The 19566-nt window shown below is 54.7% G+C and carries 15 protein-coding genes and 1 tRNA gene; 10 read left to right on the top strand and 6 right to left on the bottom strand.

The window, feature by feature from the left end; translation table 11 throughout:
- Positions 1-329: 329 nt before the first annotated feature.
- On the bottom strand, positions 330-1241 hold the full coding sequence (locus tag WCE46_RS09415) for a class I SAM-dependent methyltransferase (RefSeq protein ID WP_424733448.1): 912 nt from the start codon (positions 1239-1241) through the stop codon (positions 330-332).
- Between the two features lie 45 nt (positions 1242-1286).
- Here WCE46_RS09415 and hmgA point away from each other — a divergent pair, with 45 nt between their 5' ends.
- Positions 1287-2567: a hydroxymethylglutaryl-CoA reductase (NADPH) gene (gene hmgA / locus WCE46_RS09410; RefSeq protein ID WP_424733447.1), complete on the top strand. Its 1281-nt coding sequence runs from the start codon at positions 1287-1289 to the stop codon at positions 2565-2567.
- 142 nt (positions 2568-2709) lie between these two features.
- On the opposite strand, the gene rimI is transcribed toward hmgA, so the two are convergent.
- The gene (rimI, locus tag WCE46_RS09405; RefSeq protein ID WP_424733446.1) at positions 2710-3198 is read right to left on the bottom strand and encodes a ribosomal protein S18-alanine N-acetyltransferase; all 489 of its coding nucleotides are present in this window, start codon (positions 3196-3198) and stop codon (positions 2710-2712) included.
- A 176-nt stretch (positions 3199-3374) separates the two neighbouring features.
- Here rimI and WCE46_RS09400 point away from each other — a divergent pair, with 176 nt between their 5' ends.
- The 9 genes from WCE46_RS09400 to WCE46_RS09360 all read left to right on the top strand — a co-directional run bounded on the left by WCE46_RS09400 (position 3375) and on the right by WCE46_RS09360 (position 13268).
- The gene (locus tag WCE46_RS09400) at positions 3375-4640 is read left to right on the top strand and encodes a DUF1015 domain-containing protein (RefSeq protein ID WP_424733445.1); all 1266 of its coding nucleotides are present in this window, start codon (positions 3375-3377) and stop codon (positions 4638-4640) included.
- Between the two features lie 57 nt (positions 4641-4697).
- Positions 4698-5570: an ATP phosphoribosyltransferase gene (gene hisG / locus WCE46_RS09395; protein WP_424733444.1), complete on the top strand. Its 873-nt coding sequence runs from the start codon at positions 4698-4700 to the stop codon at positions 5568-5570.
- A gap of 205 nt (positions 5571-5775) precedes the next feature.
- Positions 5776-6393 (top strand): hypothetical protein, encoded by a 618-nt coding sequence (locus WCE46_RS09390; protein ID WP_424733443.1) that lies wholly within the window; start codon positions 5776-5778, stop codon positions 6391-6393.
- Complete coding sequence (locus WCE46_RS09385) at positions 6377-7549, top strand: hypothetical protein (RefSeq protein ID WP_424733442.1); 1173 nt, start codon at positions 6377-6379, stop codon at positions 7547-7549. The genes WCE46_RS09390 and WCE46_RS09385 overlap by 17 nt, the downstream gene beginning before the upstream one ends.
- The gene (locus WCE46_RS09380; protein WP_424733440.1) at positions 7543-8112 is read left to right on the top strand and encodes a DUF7288 family protein; all 570 of its coding nucleotides are present in this window, start codon (positions 7543-7545) and stop codon (positions 8110-8112) included. The genes WCE46_RS09385 and WCE46_RS09380 overlap by 7 nt, the downstream gene beginning before the upstream one ends.
- Positions 8100-8498: a hypothetical protein gene (locus tag WCE46_RS09375; protein WP_424733439.1), complete on the top strand. Its 399-nt coding sequence runs from the start codon at positions 8100-8102 to the stop codon at positions 8496-8498. Before WCE46_RS09380 ends, WCE46_RS09375 begins: the two co-directional genes overlap by 13 nt.
- Entirely contained in the window at positions 8476-8931 is a 456-nt protein-coding gene (locus WCE46_RS09370) for a DUF7266 family protein (RefSeq protein WP_424733438.1), read from the top strand. The genes WCE46_RS09375 and WCE46_RS09370 overlap by 23 nt, the downstream gene beginning before the upstream one ends.
- Positions 8932-8934: 3 nt before the next feature.
- Positions 8935-9774 (top strand): DUF7289 family protein, encoded by an 840-nt coding sequence (locus WCE46_RS09365; RefSeq protein WP_424733437.1) that lies wholly within the window; start codon positions 8935-8937, stop codon positions 9772-9774.
- 305 nt (positions 9775-10079) lie between these two features.
- On the top strand, positions 10080-13268 hold the full coding sequence (locus WCE46_RS09360) for a hypothetical protein (RefSeq protein ID WP_424733436.1): 3189 nt from the start codon (positions 10080-10082) through the stop codon (positions 13266-13268).
- A 428-nt stretch (positions 13269-13696) separates the two neighbouring features.
- Here the strand turns inward: WCE46_RS09360 and WCE46_RS09355 are convergent.
- The 4 genes from WCE46_RS09355 to WCE46_RS09340 all read right to left on the bottom strand — a co-directional run.
- A tRNA-Leu gene (locus tag WCE46_RS09355) sits at positions 13697-13781 on the bottom strand.
- A gap of 103 nt (positions 13782-13884) precedes the next feature.
- Complete coding sequence (locus WCE46_RS09350) at positions 13885-17808, bottom strand: DNA-directed DNA polymerase II large subunit (RefSeq protein WP_424733435.1); 3924 nt, start codon at positions 17806-17808, stop codon at positions 13885-13887.
- An 81-nt stretch (positions 17809-17889) separates the two neighbouring features.
- Positions 17890-18447, bottom strand: a complete 558-nt coding sequence (locus WCE46_RS09345) for a HEAT repeat domain-containing protein (protein WP_424733434.1) — start codon at positions 18445-18447, stop codon at positions 17890-17892.
- Positions 18448-18523: 76 nt separating this feature from the next.
- The coding region (locus tag WCE46_RS09340) for a DUF1646 family protein (RefSeq protein ID WP_424733433.1) at positions 18524-19566 on the bottom strand (1043 nt) is incomplete at its 5' end.

The raw sequence follows: 19566 nt of genomic DNA, 5'->3' as shown, positions 1-19566 counted from the left end.
CGGGTTTCGCGGATTTGGTTTGTATAAAGAAAATTCAGCATGGCGCTGATTGACCGGCAGGATTTCCATGACAGGTGATGAAACTGTGCGATCTCCCGTGCGGTTATGACGGCCCGGGTAATATGATTCGTGAGTAAATAGGCACAGATGAGATGAGCACAGGTATATCTCTGTCCTGAATCCGTCCTCCTGTGTCCCATTTCCGGCTCCTGTCCTTCGCAATTCTTATGCCCTCATTGGGCCATCAGGGGATATAGGTACGTATTGCCGGCAGATTTTCTAAAACTGCGAGAATATGTCCCGAAATTCACGGGACAGAGCACCTGCGCTTACCCGGCCACAATATCATACACCGCGTGCCACTGCCCGGGCGAGTACGACCGCACCACGCGTTCGGTCACAAGTGTCCCGCCCAGCTCTTTGATCCGGGCAAGGTGCTCACCTTCCGTTGACACCAGAGAATAGAAATGGATCGTGCCCCCGGGCCGGACGAGCCGGAACGCTTCCGGTAAAAATTCCGTGTCGGCAAGCGGGAGGTTCATCACGATCCGGTCGAACTTCCACGGCAGGATCTTCTCCAGCCGCCGGGCATCCACGAGCAGGGGAATAACGTTGGCCGCCCGGTTCTTCCCGATGTTCTCGATCATCAGCAGGATCGCCTGCGGGTTTAAGTCCGCTGCCATCACAAGCGACGCACGCGGGGCAAGCGTGATCGCAAACGGCCCGACACCGGCAAACATGTCGAGCACGAGCTCGTGCTCCTGCATCTGATCGAAAACCCGCTGCCGTTCGGTCGAGAGCCGGGCCGAGAAGTAGGCACCGGCAAGATCGACAGCGAACCGGTGCCCGTGCTCGACAACGTCCGTCCGGGTCGTGTCCGTCCCGGCAAGCACCGAGTATGTGCGGGTCCGGTACTCCCCCGCAACCTCGCTTGTCGGGAAGAGGACTGTGTGGAGCGAGGGTCGGGAGGCAAGGATCAGCGCCGCTCCTTTGGGATTGTTCTCCTGCATGATCGCAATCCCGCCCACCTGTTCGTGTCGGGGGAGTTCGATGCGGCCCGGCTGCTCCTCAAACACGTACCGGGCTGCTCCCTCACGTTCTTCCAGCACCGGGAAGACGAGCCCGTCGCCATCGCGCAGCACCTTGAGCGTGACATCGAGCACCCCTTCCCCGATGAGCGCCTGCCGGTTCGGCTCGCCCTGCCGCATCGGTACCCGTACGCCCCACTGTTCGACTGTCATCCCACAACCACTGCAATCATAATAGTATACGTGTAACATTTATTCATGGCTGGTGATGGTGAGGACCGGAACGCGGCGGGGGCGGAGGTTGGCCCCGGCCGCGAGAAAGAAGATGAGATCCATACCAAACTCAGGGCTGGTGCAATCAGGCTCTACGAACTCGAAAAGCAGATCGCCCCGGTCGATGCAGTCCGGGTACGGCGCGAATTTATCGAGCACGAGACCGGGACTACATTAGAAAACATCGGCATCTTCTCCATCGATGTCGACCGGGCGGCAACGAGAAACTGCGAGAATATGATCGGCGCCGTGCAGGTACCGGTCGGGGTCGCCGGGCCGCTTGCCATTAACGGCGAGTATGCGAACGGTGCGTTCTGGCTGCCGCTTGCGACGACCGAAGGCGCACTCATCGCCTCGGTTAACCGGGGTGCGAGTGCCATCACAAAAGCAGGCGGGGCAGAAGTGCGGATCCTCCACGACGGCATGACCCGGGCCCCGGTCTTTGCCGCTGACAGCGTCGGGCACGCGAAGACAATCGCGGACTGGGCCGAGGCTCACGAAGATGAGCTTGCCGCGATAGCACAGACCACCACCACCCACGGGAAGATGACCGGCCTTGTTACTTTTATCGCAGGGACGAGCGTTTTTGTCAGGCTCGAATTCGATACAAAAGACGCGATGGGCATGAACATGGTCACGATCGCGAGTGCGAAGATTGCCGACGAGATCGCGAAAAACACCGGTGCCCGGCTGATCGCGCTCTCGGGCAACATGTGCAGCGACAAAAAACCTGCGGCGATCAACGGCATCATGGGCCGGGGCCGCAGCGTGGTCGCCGGCGTTGCGCTCACCCACGATCTCATCGAGAAAGTCCTCAAGACCGATGCAAAGACCATAATTGAGGTCAACTACCGGAAAAACCTCATCGGTTCCGCACGCGCCGGATCCATGGGCTTCAATGCCCACGCGGCAAATGTCGTCGCCGCGATGTTCATTGCCTGCGGTCAGGACGCCGCCCACGCGATTGACGGCAGCACCTGCATGACCACGATCGATGCGACCGAAAACGGGGTGTACATCGCGGTCACGCTCCCCTCGCTCCCGGTCGGCACGGTCGGCGGCGGGACAGGTGTCGATACCCAGAACGAGTGCCTGAGAATCCTCGGTGTTGCCGGTGGCGGGACGCCCCCGGGCGCAAACGCAAAGAAACTTGCCGAGATCATCGGGGCCGGCGTGCTCGCCGGGGAACTCTCGCTCATCGGTGCGCTGGCCGCCCAGCACCTTGCCCGCGCCCACCAGGAACTGGGCCGGGGACAGAAGCGGTAAGGCAGAAACGATCGTACTTTTTTTGGATTTTTCCCCCTCTGAATGCAGGGTCAGAATACGATAACCAATACGCAAACAAAGAGAGTTGTCCGTGCAGGTTGACAGAGGCCGGGAAATTTTTATACTGTGAAAAACCGGCCCGTCAGAACCGGAACCACTTCATCATCACGAGCGCGTCCTCGCCGTTTTTATAATACCCGCCGACCTGGAAGACATTTTCGTACCCGAGGCGCCGGTAGAACCGCTGGGCGGGAGCATTTGACTCCCGGACTTCGAGCTGGGAGCCGGTCGCCATCTCCAGCGCAAACTGGTGTTCGAGCCGGATCACAAGTGCCCGGCCGATCCCCTGCCGCTGGAACCGGGAGCCGACGGCAAAATTACAGATATGGCCGTAGATGTTCTCTCCCGTGTCTTCAAGCGCCCCGACAATAAATCCCGCGACCTGTCCCTCACTCGCCGCTACAAAAAAGGTGGTCGGGTAATAGGAGAGTGCCTCGGAGAACGTTACCTTGTCCCACGCGTCGACAAACGCTTCGAGTTCGAGCGCGTAGATCGCGTCGACATCGGCCGGGCCCGCCCGCCGGATAAGGGGCTGGGCCGCCGGGGGGATAACATCGTGGGATCGGATCATGAAAGGGTCCTTGGTGTTGTGCAGTATCACCTGTTGCCCCCCGCGTACAATAAGGGTTGCGCCACGGCCGGTCTGCACGGGATTAGCAGTTGTGCAATGCGGGTCTTTGATTATATATGTGACCGCGCCCCAATTTATGAGAAAGAACGCCCTCATGCGGGGCGCTGGTTGGTATCATGGTAACGATCTATCGTTTTCCCGCGGTGCGCCCTGCACCCGGTGAGGCACAGGCCATTGCGGCAGTGCCGTACGATGTGGTGACCGCTGAAGAGGCGCGTGCGATCATCAAGGCAAACCCGGACAGTTTTCTTACCGTCAGCAGGTCCGATGCTGAACTCCCCGACCTCCCCCCGCACGATGACCGGGTCTACGAGCGGGCCCGGGACAATTTCCATGCGCTTCTCGCAAGCGGCCGGATGAAAAAGGATGACCGGCCCGCGATGTACGTGTACCGGATCCGGCAGGACGGGGACACGTTTGTCGGCCTCTGCTGCTGCCTTGATACCGACGATTACCGTACCAACAAAATCCGGCGCCACGAACTGACCCGGTACGACAAGGAAGAGGACCGGACCCGGCACATCGATGCGGTAAAAGCCCATAACGGCCCGGTCGTGCTCCTGTACCGGGATGCAGACCATCTTTTTTCTTACATCGAATCGCTAATCGCAGGAAACAAAAAGCCGGACGCGGAAGTCACCACCCCGCAGGGTGGCATTCACCAGATCTTTGCCATCACTGACCCCACGACGCTCGACCGGATAGAACGCAGGTTCCGGGACGTGGCAAATCTCTATATCGCAGACGGCCACCACCGGGCAAAGGCGGCAGTCAACCTCGCGGACCGGAAAAAGGCAGCGGGCGAGCGGACCGACGGCGAGATCGGCCGGTTCATGGGCGTGCTCTTCGCCCACGAGCGGGTAAAGATCCACGGGTACAGCCGGCTCTTAACCGATCTCGGGAAGTACACCCTGAAAACGTTCCTTGCCGATCTCAATAAGCAGTACACGGTCACCCCGTACGGGAAGGTGGACGGGAACGGATACAATATCCGGCCGCACATCGCCGGTCCGGAAAAATACCATATCATGCACCTCTATCTCGAAGGGAAATGGTACGAGTGCACCCGCCCTATCGATCCAACAGCAGGGCCGCTTAACGTGCTCGATGTCGCGGTGCTCCAGAAGCTCGTGCTCGAAAGAATGCTTGGCATCACCGACCCCCGGGGCGATGCCCGACTCCAGTATCTCGGCGGGGCACGGCCGGTTGCCGATCTTGAAAAACTCGTTGACGCCGGGAAGTACCGGCTCGCGTTTGCGATGCAACCGGTCCGGGTCGGGACCGTGCTTTCGATCGCGGATGCGGGCGGGGTCATGCCGCCCAAGTCCACGTGGTTTGAGCCAAAACTTTTGAGCGGGCTTGTCATCCACTCTTTTGACTAAAACTGCAACAATCAAACTCCGAACCTTTATCATTTTTGCAGTCCGAGGGATGATAATATGATCACCCTCGCACTTCCCAAAGGCAGCCTCGAAGCGCAGACGCTCCAGCTTTTCAAGGAGGCCGATCTCGAAGTCAGGCGCACCGACCGCGATTACAACCCCCGCATCGACGACCCCCGCATCGGTAAGATCAAGATCCTGCGCCCGCAGGAGATCCCGACCTACGTGGAAAAGGGCTATTTCGATCTCGGGATCTCCGGCCTAGACTGGGTCCGCGAGACCGGGTCGGACGTGGTCGAAGTGGCAGCCCTCACTTACAGCAAGACCGGCGAGGGAAACGTGAAGATCGTGATCGCCGTCCACCGCGATGAGCCCATCGAGAGCGCCGCACAGATCCGGCCCGACAGCCGGGTGACGACCGAATACCCCGAGCTCACAAAAAAATTTTTTGCCGATCTCAAGATCCCCGTCCAGCTTTTCCACTCGTTTGGCGCATCGGAGGCAAAGGTGCCCGATCTCATGGACGTGGTCGTTGACCTGACTGAGACAGGAACGACGCTGCGGAAAAACGGCCTCAAGATCATCGGGCAGATCATGGAGTCGCACACGGTCATCATCGCGAATAAGGCTGCCTGGGCAGATCCGGAAAAGCGGCGCGAGATCGAAGAGATCAAGACCCTGCTCTTCGGGGTGCTCGAAGCCAGGCACAAGGTGCTCCTCACGATGAACGTGCCGACCGCTTCACTGGAGAAGATCGTCGTGGCACTCCCGGCGATGAAAAAGCCCACGGTCAGCCGGCTCCACGGGATCGATTACTACAGCGTCCAGACGGTGGTACAGAAAAGTGCCGTCAACAAACTGATCCCGAAACTCAAGGGTTGCGGCGCGGAGGATATCCTGGAGATACCGATTGCGAAGATTGTGATGTGAACGAATCATTCTTTTGATCCGGGATATTCGGTTCTGTGAGAAAACCTGCCGGATCCGAAGAGGTTCACAGGGTACACCGGCAATCCAACGACTGCTAGTTGGAAACTACTGCTACCCCGGGTCACCCATCCCGGACACACTCATGAAATACAGTGCGGGATATTAAAACAAAATTTATATCCCTTTACCCGTCTATAGGCCTTTAATGAAACTGATGCGCTGCCCGGGCCTGTCATATGTGGCAGTCGGCCTGGTCGTAATACTCTGCTTGTGTGCGGCCTGTATCTTCAGCCCGTCTGAACCAGCCCCGACGGCCCACAACAATACATCAGTCAATGGGGGAATCGTACAGATACCAGGAACCAGCAGCAGTCTGAATGAAACCTTCACGCTTGAAGATGCTGAGTCTGCCGTATCCCAGGAATACCCCCACCAGGTAAATGGAACTACGCAGAACCCATCGTTCTTTTATATCCGGGGAGAACATGTAGATACCTCGGGGAACGCCCAACGGTGGATTTTTGGGATCCGTGAGGGAAATACGACGTCGATGATGGTCTACGACACTACCGGTGTTGCCCGAATCGCCCTTCCAGAAGGGCTGCCAGCCCAGGAGATTATTCCGGCAAATGTACTATCCCCCGCAGATATCATTAAAATCGCATATCCAGCGACAAGTTCAGGTCCTTTGGGACAAAACACGGGAAGCGTTAACATGGAACTGATGAACGGGGAATATACGGTCACCGGATCTTCCGGATCGGCTCAACCAGCAATTGTCATCAATGCAACGACAGGAGTATTGATTGCGACCCATGACTGATGAGGCCGGAAATCTTTCCATTGATTTTCTGGCAGGTTTTACCATCTTCATGGTGACGCTTATCTATGTAGCGACGCTGATCCCGGGCCTCTTTATCGGGCTCCAGAGCCGGTCTATCGATTACGACGCGGTCGCGTACCGGACCGGAGTGGTGCTCGTAGAAGATCCCGGTATGCCTTACAACCCCTCGTGGGAGACCCTGCCCAATTACTCAAAGGGTGATATTCTCCGGTTCGGGCTTTCACTGTCAAAAGATACTCCCAATATTTTGTCACCTGAGAAAATAAGCCGGTTTTTCTGCAGTACCGATTTTGTCTATCCGGATGATTACCGGTCCCGGGCTGTTTTCGGGGACTACCCGTACCAGTTCAATATCTCCTTCCAGAGGGCCGACGAAAATGTGACGCAATCGGTCGGAGATGTACTCCCTGAAGATTATGGATACAGCCGTCGGGTAGTGAGGGTAAAAGAGCACAGCAATGCCACGCTTGATTTTTCAAATATCAATAGCGGAGGTCCGCTCGCTGAATATACACAAGATAAGTATCAAACCAATAATGCGACCGGTCAGGTTTTCTCGGTTTATTTTAACTATACATACCTGCTTGAAAATGGACCCGCAGGTAACAGCCCTGCATATCAGATCAACCCGCTAGCTCCTTCCGGCGCGGGTGAGATAATAGGAGGGGAAGGGGCCCTCATCAACCTCACGGGTCTTAACAAACTTCCGCAGAACGCTTCTATCGTGAACCTGTCGAGTATCGCAATATACCGGTCCGTCTCACTTGCCCCACTGAGCACCGGCCAGTCAGCGTTTAACGGCCCTGTCATGAACACTACAGACACCAGTCCGTTTGAGTTATATATCGATGACAACGCCACACCTGTCAAATCGCTACCCTATGGAGTTAACAATTCTGTATCACTCTATATACCACCGGGGGTACTCAGTTTCGTAGGACAGGGTGACTCCAGCACCCTGCTCAATATTACCATGCAATTCAGCACAACTGACGCCAATGGGAATCCTCAACCGGACAGGTACCTCAACAGTTCCCTGGTCCTACCGGATGGGGCATTCGATTACAATTACGCGAACCCCAATATCACGCAGCCTTCCCTCCACGACGGGGTTGTTGAGGTAGCCGTATGGTAACTGATGACGGCCAGCTCTATACCATCGAGGGGGTAGCTGCTGGCATGATCATGCTGTTTACAGCGTATCTTGTACTCGGTGCGACTTCCGTGTATACACCGGGCGACAGTCATATCAGCGACATGCAGCTCGAACAGACTGGAACAGATGCCCTCCGGATGATGAACACGCCGGTAAACGGTACTTCCGAGAGCCAGCTTACGGAAATTGTTGACACTTTGCCATTGGTTAATGGTGCTATTGCTCCAGCAACAAATGCCTTCGATCCAACAAATAATTTCAATATATTGTTCCTGAATTATGTGAATAATAAGACAGGTTCAGATTATGTGTTGAATATATCAGAAGCAGACAATCTCCACTATACTGCTGAGGTTACCTATTACGATAGAAAAAATACGACAACCGAGGGGCTGCTGATTTCATCAAACCGCAATCTTACCGGGAGTGAACACCCGGTCAGAGTGACGCAATGGGTAATTACCAATCAACCGGTTCCCGGGGACACAACTATGACTCAACCCCGTGCGGTTTTAGTAGAGGTACTGTTATGGCGGGATTAAACGATGATGCGCAGTGGATCGTCATGATGGGGTTTGTCGTGAGCTTCAGCTTTTTCTTCCTCGCCATGATTCTCAACCAGTCCACGGTTGTGGGGCAGACGACGGCAGAAAGCGTGCTGGATTTCCCGAAAAATGATATCCGCGATGTAAGGAACGTCATTATAAATTCGACAGAGACCGGCGATCCAGGCTATGTCCATGATGATATTATCGTGATTTCGCAGTTCAGGAAAAATGCCGTAGTATACTACGATTGTCCCCCAAATACCCCCGCGAATCCCCCGGACCCCCAGATTACGCTCTGCCCGTCGAACTCATTTACCAGCATCGATATCCATTACAACAACGGAGTGACTGCATATAATGAAACCTGGATACCATCCTGAAAACCAACGGGAGGCCGGGGTAAGTACCCTGATCGAGTACGTGATCATCAGCGGTGTCCTCCTGTTTCTCTTTATCGTGGTGGTTCTGCAGGTAAACACAAATATCATGCAGGGACCGGCTGAGACACTTGAGTATACGGCATTTTCGGATATCGGAAACGGGATATCGACGCGGATTGTCGATGTATACTCACTTGCACCGACAAACGGAAACATCTCCACATCATTCGACATTCCTGACGAGGTGGCAGGTCAGGATTATAATGTCGAGGTCTATTCGGGTGATACGGCATCGGATCAGTACGTCATGGTATACCGGGGAAATATTGCCAGCAATATCAGCCTTGCCGGCATCAGTTCAACGCGGAATGTCACCGGCAACACCACGGGACAGGGTATGAACAGGATAGGTTACGACTCGGAGGGATTCTGAACTATGCAGACCGGCAGGAAGGTATTAAACGGAAATGATCGTGCAGTATCTGAAGCGATCGGGTTTATCATTATTTTCGGCATCATCATTGCAGGCATCGGGCTGGTAACCCTGTACGGGTACCCGATGCTGCTGCAGCAACAGTCCAGTTCGAATGAGCAGATCATGGAAAAGAACATGATCGTACTGCAGAACGACCTCAAGAGCGTCGCATATAAAACGGTCCCGTACAAGGAGACCTCGCTAAACGTGGGGGGCGGGGCGCTGACAGTATACAACACGACGTATGATACTACTTCGACTACTCCGGATTCGAGTTTTTCTTTGTACGACAATTACGGGAATGTCGCAACATCAGGAACTCCGTTAAAATTCTACCCAGGCGATCTCCGGTATGAATCAACAAGCGCGGAGACCGGCATTTCACTTGAAAACGGTGCCGTGGTCAAGAGAATGTTCGCCGAAGACGGGTCAACCATGCTTGCGGAACCACGGTGGTTCCATGACAGCCAGACCAATACCTTTGTGATATACCTGATTGGGTTCAACACGACCACGGATGTAATGGCACAGACGGGTGTCGGTACCGTCAAGATGAAACTGAATCAGACCAACTATATCCAAGATTATATCCCATATAATCCTGTTCTTGGACCCGACATTATCCACGTCACTTATACTCAAAATAACAACGCGAACTATTCAACAGCCTGGGGCAACTATCTTACAGGTACCCTCAATATGCAACAGGGAGGAAATCCCGGGGAGTACCTTTGGTCTACGGGCACTCAACCCGCAAATCTGGTAATTTATGAGTATGAGATTATTATCGAATCTGTGTAATTGGTTGAGGGATTCCGAAGGATCAAGAGAACATCACGATTTTTTTATACGATATTCCCCTTTCGGACCATCACGCCAGAAAAAAACCTGACGAACTGCATTACATGCGGACGGGTCATAGCCGAAAACCAGAGTGTTGTTCCAGGCCCTGATGCCAGAACGGAAATTTCCCGTGCCCGCCCACCCGGAAATAAAAAATCGCTTGGATTTGGGATATTTTTCCAATCAGGGAGATATTCCCGATTTTAAGCAAATGACAATTTTTATATAATAAATCGTTTAATACCTTACGTAAGTGATGGGGTATGCGCGTTCATCTGGTTTTAATCGCACTAATCGGATTGATCCTGTTGTGTGGGGGATGTGGTGCCGCACTGATACCGGATCAGTCGTCAACCATCTCCAGCAGTCTGGACTGGGTCGTAGTGGCTCACCAGTCAACAATAACAGTCGTGGCATATAATACAACAAGCGGGGTAACGGTCCCGGTCTCCGGTGCCACGGTTGCTCTGACGCTCAATTCCACAACGTGGGGATCACTGAGTCCGGCCAGCGGAACAACCGATGCATACGGCCAGATGAACGTGACTTTTTTGGCGGGTACCAAAAGCGGGGCAGCCAATATAACGGCAGCAATCACCTACAATGACGGTGGAACGTTCTACACCGTAACAAAGGTATATACCCAGAAAATCGATCATGATGTTGCAAATAATGCAGCATTTTATTTCCAGAGCGAGGTTGCCGTGGGTTCGGAAATCCCCTTAAACATCAGTTTCACCGACAAATATGCTAACCCCATAGACAACCGGAACCCGAATGATCCTGATACCATATCCCTCTGGATATCAGCATCCTCCGATAACATGGCGGCGTTTAACATCAGCGGCAGTCATGTACAGTATGCGAGCAGTCTGCCGCTGGACCCGGAAGGCAATATTTCCATCAATGTTATAGTCGATACAAAGCCGGGCGAGAATGAAGTTCTGCTTTACCCCTTTGGAAACGTCGGTTATCCGTGGGGTGTTCCCCAGTTTATTTACGGTATAAATAATGCAGCGCCGTTTTCCATGGTGCAGTCAGTTACACCGGCATCATTAACCGAGCCGGCAGACAATTTACCGAGCCATGTTTTTTCCGTTACAGATACCCTGTTCGACAAATACGGTAACCCTACGAGAGGCCAGATCGTTTCGGTCCAATCGAACTGGGCCGGGGATAGTGTGGGAAACATGACGACTGATTCCTGGGGTAACGTGACCTTCACGTATGGTCCGCACAGCGCCTCAGGATATGTTACCTTAACATCAATGGCACTTTCCAATACATCGGTCACTATGTCACAGACCGTTCAGTTCTACAACACCGCCCCGGTGAATATGATATTTTCGGCAACGCCCCAGGTTATGCCGAGCCTCGATGCAAAATCAGGTCAAACAGCAAAACTTGTCGGAAAAGTTATGGATTTGATGGGAAACCCGGTTCCCAACCAGACTGTATACTTCAATATGGGGACACCCACGTACACGTATCAGAACTGCTCAATTAATGGACCGGCACTCTTAAACACCTCAGCGGTCACGGATGCAAATGGCAACGCCGTTGCCATCTTCATTCCCGGAAAATTTGACACGAACAAAGGAAATGTAAGTTACGACGCGACAGCCACCGGGTATGCCACCGTAACGGCAACGTGGAACACCGTGCAGGTTCCAATCCAGCTGAGCTGGAAAAACTATCCCTACCTGAGCGAACAAACCTCCATCTCTAACCAGAACGTGAATGTAGGAAATACATTCAGTGTTACGATAAATCTCACTGCAGATGGCTGGAATCTGACCGGGACCCCTGCGGATGTTGTCATCGTATCTGATCTTGCAGCGGGCATCGGGGGATCTACGCGGCTGGGGTATACTAAAACCGCCGAGATTGGATTTATAAAAAATGCAACCGACAACACATATATCTCCCTCGCATCTTTCGGCGATAGTCCCAACCCGGGCGTTACACCCTATGCATCCACCAATACCACAACACTCTGGAATCAGCAAAAAGCAGCGTACCCGACAAAAGTGAAACTCTTTAATCCGTACGGTAACGTGTGGGATAACTCAATGGTTGCCCCGTCAAACTATAATGCAGTTCACTCATCAGATAGTTTCTGTTTTAATAACCAGCCCTGTACCAATGCCACAAACCCTATGGGGTACTATTACCTCAACCCATGGTCAGATGCAAAGATCGATACCGATCTGATGAACGCAGGACCTACCTTTGGGCACCAGAACGCGCTCACCACTACCGTCAATGGGTATACAGCGTACGGAGGGACGGATTACGCGGCAGGGATCAATGCTGCGCTCCAAGAGCTCAATTCCAAAGGAAACCCGTCCCATAACCAGACGATTATTATCATGGGGGACGGCATCAACATGATGGCCCCCATCTCGCCAGGCTCGAAGGAATCGTACTGGCCCTCCGACTGGAATCCTCGTAATGGAACAGGTACCTCAGAAGGCCCCAACCTCTGGTGGGAGGATGAAAGCGATATCGGGAAAGCTGCCTCTCTCGATTCAGCCACCCGGGCAAAAAGCCAGGGAATAACCATCTATGGGATCCAGTTCCCCACGCCAGACAATTCCGGTCATAACCTCAATGATACCGCATTTTTCCAAAGTATGGTGTCAGCACCGAGCGCATGGTATTACGCGCCTGATCCAACCACAATGACAGGTATATTCCAGCAGATAGAGGGCCAGATCCAAAATACGGCAGGTGTGAACACCACGATGGAATTAAACCTGCAGAGTGTCGCTGTGACCTATAACAATGTCACCAATATAACCCCGGGTAACCAGGTATTTGCCTATGTATACGATCCCACCGCATCGACCCTAGTTACGGATCAGAACGGAAATATCTATGCGATCAACCAGACCGATGAATGGATCAACAACCAGACCCTGATATTTAATATTGGAAAGATGACCGTCGGACAGACATGGAGTACCACGTTCGAATTCAGACTCATGAAGCCGGGCAGTATGAATATCCCGGGAAATCAGTCATCTATTACATTTAATACCGGAGAGACCATGGGTATGAACGAAGGGACTGTTAACGGTGTGTATAACTACTCCAATACCGGTTTCAATAACTGTGTAATAGGTGTCAGCGATCTTCATGTACAGAATACAACAATCACGAATGTTGTTCCACTCCAGTGGAACATCACGTACCCCGGTAACGGGGTTGCCGCTGAGACCATTTACTACAACTCGCAAACCAACCCCACCTGGAAATATATAACTCAGCAAACCATCAGCCCGGGAAACTGGACACAGACATACGACTGGGGTATCGGCAGCCTGCCGCCAGGAACTTACTATATCCGGGTGAACACCAATGCTCCCTATTGTACGTTTGGTGAGCAGATCATCCCCAGCGGAGTTGTTCTGGGTCAATCCTCAAAGGCATTCATCAAACTCGAATAATTTTTTTTGGTGATTAATGACCTGTTCTCTGCCGGACCAGGCATCACATTTCTGTGTTTAAAAGATCATCTGTTCAGCTGATCCCCGGGCATTAAAATATCCATACGTTGAAGTCATTCGGCAGACCAAAATCCCACCCCACCCTTTTGCGCTACTCTCTGGAGATCAGATAAAGAAAACACCATATACAAAAATTCCACTACAGCACAAATGAAAAAAGTCACTTTCAGGAGGAGGTCCGTAGGATCAAGCCCCACGTAACACACCAGAACCTTGTTCCCTGCCCGACTCGTGGTAACAAAAGCACGTTATGGCGCCAGATTTACGCCAGAGATCGTGAATACCTTAATGATTTACTGCAGGGGCGAGACTAACGCCACAAACAGAAAGACCATGAAAACGGAAAAATTTCACGCCATCTGCCGGGATGCGAGGGGAGGGATTTGAACCCGCGAACTTCTTCAAGAACAGATCTTGAGTCTGCCTCCGTTGGCCAAGCTTGGATACCCTCGCGTCTGTGTGCGAATAATGTTGGTGAACGGTCTACATAAGATGATTGATCGAAGCGGGATGCTGCCAAAAAGTCTGCCACCGTGACGTATGCCCTCTGTAACTATTACATGAAATCGGCGAGGCCCAGCTGCTCCTGTTTCTCCTCGCCAAACGTCGATTCAATGGCAAGATCGAGCACCTCGACCCGCTGCCGGCAATATTCGGATACTTTGTATTTTTTCACCATCGCACGGGAAACTTCAAGGTATTTTTTGACCGACCCCTCGTGCACGGTCGGAATAATATTGCCATTGCAGATCCCTTTGCCCTTGAATTTCGTACATTTGCCGGCAAGCGGCATCCTTCGGTAACTCGTATTGCACTTGGTGCACCGGAACTTCTGCTTGGAGAACGCGGAAAGGTTCCCCATCAGGTCGCGGATGAAATGCGTGTTCAACACCCGTTCAGCCACATCGTCCGCATCGACCGCCCGGATCTTCTCGGCGAGATCGAGTTCGGCCTCGAGTTTCTCGGCCATGGTCTTGAGCTGCGTATAGGTGGACTCTAACGGCCCCGATGATATGTCCGAGGTATCGTGCGTGAAAAAGAATCCTTCCAGTTGCTGCGGGGTCCCGATACGCCGTTCGACCCGGTCGATAAGCGGCTCGACGTCCTTCGCCTTCGCATACTTAAGGCCGGCCTCATAGAGCTCGAGCGGATACCCCTTCCCGACATCCACGTTTAAGGACTCCTTGTCGATCTCCGCCGGATCGATCCGGCTCGTAAGGACGAGGGGGGCATCCATCGTCCCGCCCCGGTTCTGGGGCAAAAACGAGCGCGAGAAGTTCAAAAGGCCGTCCATGAGGAGCATGACGCAGTCCTCATCGCCATCGCACTGCCCGGTGAAGATGCCATTTGCGACAAGCGTGTGATCTTCTGCAACGGTCAGACAGTACACCCGGTCCTCAAGGGAGGCAACGGTCTCCACGTTCGCGATCCGGTCGGTGATCACGGCGCCGCCTTCGAATACAGGTACGGCATCCCCGGCCTTTACCTCCATGGCTTTGATCTTCCTGAGGTACTGCACGTCCCAGACCAGCATCGCATGGTCCGGGGTGACCATCAGCTGCCGGTTACAGGTCGTCGTAAACCGGATCAGGTTTGCCGGCGCCCGGTGGATGGAGACCGAGGTAATCTTCCGCAGGTGCATCGTTCCCGCGGTATCCACAGTCCGGGTGTAATATGTCCTCATCGGATCGGAATAGTAGGTGCCCAGTCGGTCGATGCCAGGCTTACTGATATCAAAGTTCTCCATCACGAATTTCCGGATAGGGAGGCGCGCCCAAGACTTACCGTCAGATACCTCGATCACGGTGTCGCCAAAGAAACAGTTCCGGCGCTTTGCCGCGTGGAAGAACGGGTGGGCGTACCCGACGTTTGCACGGGTGAACCCCACGATCCGGGCAAGCACCCCGGCGCTCGTGTGGGGTGCAAGGCCGATCATGAGATGGCCGACGAGATCGTCCCGGGTCTTTACATTATAAAACGCAGGAAGGCCGTAGATTTTTGTGAGCTCATCGTCGATGAAACGGGCGATCTTGATCATGTAATCGGCGCAGGAATCTGAGAGGAGGATGTCCTGCGGGTGCAGTTCTATGATCTGCGTGCCGTTCTGGAGATCGTAGCCGTTGATGTCCCTGATGTACCCGAGCTCCCGCATCCGTTCGACCGGCACCCGCACCTCGTCCGGGCGGATATGGGTGAGCGGGAGATCGATCATGTCAAACCGGGTCGTGCCGTCCTTGAAGACATAGATGTCCTGGAGGGCACGGAGGATGCCCTTTTCCATCGCCTCAACGGCCTTTTCCCGGGAGATGACACCTTTTACCCCTTTGACGAGCGCGATGCGGTCCTTTTTGATCCCGAGCCTCTCCATTGCCTGTGAGTACTCGGCTTTTACGTTTAAAGCGATCCTCTGGCTGCAGGTGGCCGGCACATCGCAGTTCGGGCAGCGATCCGTCGCGAGCTCGTGACCGCACTTCGGGCAGGTGTAAATCGGGATCGTATGTGTCTGGCACTTCTGGCACCGGTTCAGGTAGGTGATCCCTCCACAGCCGGGACAGCGCCGCCGCCCCACTTCGATCTCGATGACGCCGCCTTCCTTCTGGAAATCGATCTCGGTCGCGTGGGCGTCAGATTCCTCGGTATGGCTCGACGCCTCCTGGAACGAGCGCCGGGCCCCCCCGGACTCCCCGAGCGGGAAAAGTGCGTGCGGGGGCGGGCTCATCTTCCGTGGCTTGGACTTGCCGGGCCGGCCCATTCGTCCGCCGATCCGTATCCCGGATCGGGACCGGAGTGCGAGTCCGCTTACGTGCATGACAAGGTCAAGCTGACTGGCATCGGCAGGTACCGTATTCCAGGTCTCGCGTTTTTTCAGGTGCTCGTCAAGGCCGAGGCTTGCGATAAATACCTGGTACATCCGGATACGCAGGGTTCCGGCGCTCACCTTGTGGGGGAGAAGCAGGATCTCAAGGGCTTCTTTTACATTCGGATCGAGGGGGGTGACCAGCACGTCCTCTTCTATCTTCCCGGCACCTGATACGGTATCGGCAAGAAGCCGGATCTGGTCGACGCTGATATCGTCCCAGTACCAGGTATAGGCAGGGAACAGGTATCCCCCGGCTCTCGCAAGAGCAAGCGCTTCAGTTTCATCCTGCGGCGGTTTTGTTCCCGGTTTCTGTTCAAGCAGCCACCATTCCTCGCAGTACCCTGCGGGGACAAGCGGGTGATTGTTCTCCAGGAAGTCCCCGTACGCGATCAGGATCTCCCCGACATCGAGGATTCTCTCGACCTTGTTTTCCAGGGACAACGCGGTTTTTTCATCGTCAACCCTGAGCACCTCGCCCCCTTTAAGCCGGACTGTCGGCCCCTCAATGGAATCAACCGGCACAACACCGCAGGCCTTGCCCGGGCGTTCCAGTTTCATCTGGGTGCCGACCGCGAGAAATCCCCCCAGCAGGTACAGCGTCGCCGGGTTGAAACCGGCCGTCGCAAAACCGGTATTGCGGGAGCGGCCGTACCGAAGCCTGAATCCCCCTTTTCGCATCGGGTAGGAAAAGACCGGCCTCCCCCCGATGAGATCCCGGAGGTACTTGTCCAGCGGCTTGATCCCCGGGGCATGGTCCTCAGACTCTGCGCTCGGCTTTCCCGCTCCGGCGATGAGCTTGTCCAGCCAGTCCCAGCCGGCCATGTTCATCTTCTCGACCTTATTCTTGAGCTTGCGGGCTTTTCCCGCGATACCTTCGGCAAGGACTAGCGCCATCCCGCCCCGTACGGCGTTTGTCTCCACCCGCGAGAGGTTCCGGTGTCCCGAAACTTCCTCTTTTTCTGTCGCTTCGCCATCGATACAGACCGGGCAGTTCTCCACGATCAGCCGGATCTCAGCTTCGCTTGGCAGGTACTGGAGGTTCATGATGGTATTGTACTGCCGGATCTCCTCGATGTACCGCTCGACTTCATCCTGGCGGGGATGATACCGCCCAATCCCGAGTTTGGCCCGCACATAATCCCCAACCAGCACCGAAAGCGCCTGCGCCGTCCCACCGGCGCTCCGGATCGGGCCGGCGTAATAGATCATCAGGTAATGGCTGCCGTCGTCGTTCTTGCCAAGACCCACTTTTGCGATCCCTTCTGTCGGGGCCGAGACCACGCCTTCTGTGAGAAGGGCCATCGCAGTCCTGATGGAATGATCGAGGATCTCATCGTTGTTCTTCTCCCCGAACATCTTTGCGACAAAGTCGTCACCTATCCGGAGCGCAACTTCCTCACGGGACATCTGCGCTTCGAGTTCCCGGATCCGGGCTGCCACTCCTTTGATCCCGACAAGCACCTCGACCCGGTCGGCAAGGTCGCTCGCAATCGGGATCTCGACTGCCATGCTCGGGTCAAGCCCGCGGGAACGCGCCTCCGATGCGATGGCGATCGCCTGGGAAAGCCCGGTCATGAGGGTATTCCCGTACGCTTCCATCTCAGGGGAGAGTATGAGCATAGTGTTAAGATTGGCAGCGTTAAAATTTATACTGTGGTATCGGGGGAATCTTCACGAAAACAGGGGGTGAAGATGTCGGAGTTATGGCTTCTTGTCATCGTGGAGTTTTTCGATCATGGAGGGGAGGCCGGTCTCGCCCATCTGCCAGAGCGTGAGCATGGCACATGAGCGGAGGATCTCGTTGGCATCGGAGAGCCGTCGGGTGAGCGGACCGACCGCGGGTTTCCCGATCCTGCAGAGGGCCCGGGACAGAAATCCCCGCAGCTCCTTGTCCTCGTTTGCCATTGCATCGATGAGGGGGTCTACCGACGGTTCCCCCATCTCGCCGAGCGCCGCTGCCGCATAGCGCCTGAACTCGCGGTCGGGGTTCTCTTTCATCGCCGCAATGAGGGGCACAATCGCGGGCACACCCGTTTTTGTGAGGGCAATCGCACGGTACCAGCGGCTGTCATCGTTTCCTGCAGCGGCAAGGGCGCGGATCAGGGGCTTTACCGCCACTTCACCGGCCTCGGAGAGAGCGAGAACCGCATGATGGCGGTTCTCCATCGCGGCGTCGTCAAGCTGGCTGATCAGTAATGCAATACCCTCGTTGCCATCTTTCGGGATATCGGGAGTCATGAGAACACTGTTACTGTCCATATTAGCGTGCGACAGTTCATGTGTTTTGTCATCGACAGTGGCCCCACATGGAGTTGCCCGGTCCCTTCCTTAAAGATCAGGCCATCCCAAGCCACGCGGGAATAAAGAGAATGCAGAAGAATGCCACCATCAGGACAAGGCCGAGCGGGATCCCGATCTTTGCCCATTCTTTGCTTGTGATCCCCATCTTCCCTGCCGCGATGATGTTGGGGATGTTTCCCGGGATCAGCATGCCGCCCGCAATCAACAGGCCCATGAGTGCGCTCGTGATCTGCTGGGACGAGAGCATCGGGTTGATCTCCGCTGCGGCAAGCGTCGCGTTGTCAAGCACTGATGAGACGATGTTGATCCAGTACAGTCCCGCGGAGGGGATCGAAACGACAAATTCAAGGATGAGCGGCTTGAAGCCCTCTCCGAGGAAAACAAGCGCCATGATGAAGAGGTAGACCTTCCCGGCCCGGATCAGGATCTCCTGGATCGTTTCGCGCTCGACGCGGCACTCGAGTTTCTCATCGCCTTTATGGCTTCGGGCAAAGAGGAAGACACCGACAACCCCAAGGACGAATATGGCAGGGACAATAAAGAGACCAAGCCGGTCGAAGAGGAACGTGAACCCGGCATAGTAGGGGGCACCCGTGAGCTTTGAGACCACGATCGTGGAGAGGGGCTCGCCGAGCGGGGTGAGGCCGGCCCCGAGACCGATGGAAAAGCAGGATACCACCGCGATCTCCACCTTCGCTTTTCTGACCACGGGGAGGGCATTTACTATCTCGACAAGGATGATCGCGGCAAGGATGGCAGAGATGATACTCGATACAAGGCCGAGGACGACGATGAGCAGGAAGACGATCCACCTGAGGGAGAGCCGGTCGACCATCCCCACGATTGCTGACTGGAGCCGGTGGTAGAAAAAGTAGAGCACAAGGCCGAATACGAGAACGATCTGGACGATACCAATCGGGATCCCAAAGATGCTCGCGACCTGCAGCGGGGAGAGGAGCGCTTCCTGTACGATGGCCTGGCTCCAGCCGGTCTGTTCACCGGGAATGACGATCAGGCCGGAGAGTGTCAGGGCCACAACCCCGCAGGAAAACAGGAACACTTCGAGATTGTGCTCGA

Origin of the sequence: Methanoregula sp., from assembly GCF_049690535.1 — an archaeon.
Classification (GTDB): Archaea; Halobacteriota; Methanomicrobia; order Methanomicrobiales; family Methanospirillaceae; genus Methanoregula.
Note: the sequence above shows the minus strand (reverse complement) of the source record. Positions and strands in the feature narration are given on the sequence as shown.

Bases quoted from the DNA above. Each gene is read 5' to 3' on its own strand.
- hisG (WP_424733444.1), top strand. From the start codon at position 4,698: ATGATCACCCTCGCACTTCCCAAAGGCAGCCTCGAAGCGCAGACGCTC.
- WCE46_RS09365 (WP_424733437.1), top strand. From the start codon at position 8,935: ATGCAGACCGGCAGGAAGGTATTAAACGGAAATGATCGTGCAGTATCT.
- WCE46_RS09390 (WP_424733443.1), top strand. From the start codon at position 5,776: ATGAAACTGATGCGCTGCCCGGGCCTGTCATATGTGGCAGTCGGCCTG.
- hmgA (WP_424733447.1), top strand. From the start codon at position 1,287: ATGGCTGGTGATGGTGAGGACCGGAACGCGGCGGGGGCGGAGGTTGGC.
- WCE46_RS09415 (WP_424733448.1), bottom strand. From the start codon at position 1,241: ATGACAGTCGAACAGTGGGGCGTACGGGTACCGATGCGGCAGGGCGAG.
- WCE46_RS09350 (WP_424733435.1), bottom strand. From the start codon at position 17,808: ATGCTCATACTCTCCCCTGAGATGGAAGCGTACGGGAATACCCTCATG.
- WCE46_RS09370 (WP_424733438.1), top strand. From the start codon at position 8,476: ATGAAACCTGGATACCATCCTGAAAACCAACGGGAGGCCGGGGTAAGT.
- WCE46_RS09345 (WP_424733434.1), bottom strand. From the start codon at position 18,447: ATGGACAGTAACAGTGTTCTCATGACTCCCGATATCCCGAAAGATGGC.
- WCE46_RS09375 (WP_424733439.1), top strand. From the start codon at position 8,100: ATGGCGGGATTAAACGATGATGCGCAGTGGATCGTCATGATGGGGTTT.
- WCE46_RS09380 (WP_424733440.1), top strand. From the start codon at position 7,543: ATGGTAACTGATGACGGCCAGCTCTATACCATCGAGGGGGTAGCTGCT.
- WCE46_RS09400 (WP_424733445.1), top strand. From the start codon at position 3,375: ATGGTAACGATCTATCGTTTTCCCGCGGTGCGCCCTGCACCCGGTGAG.
- WCE46_RS09360 (WP_424733436.1), top strand. From the start codon at position 10,080: ATGCGCGTTCATCTGGTTTTAATCGCACTAATCGGATTGATCCTGTTG.
- rimI (WP_424733446.1), bottom strand. From the start codon at position 3,198: ATGATCCGATCCCACGATGTTATCCCCCCGGCGGCCCAGCCCCTTATC.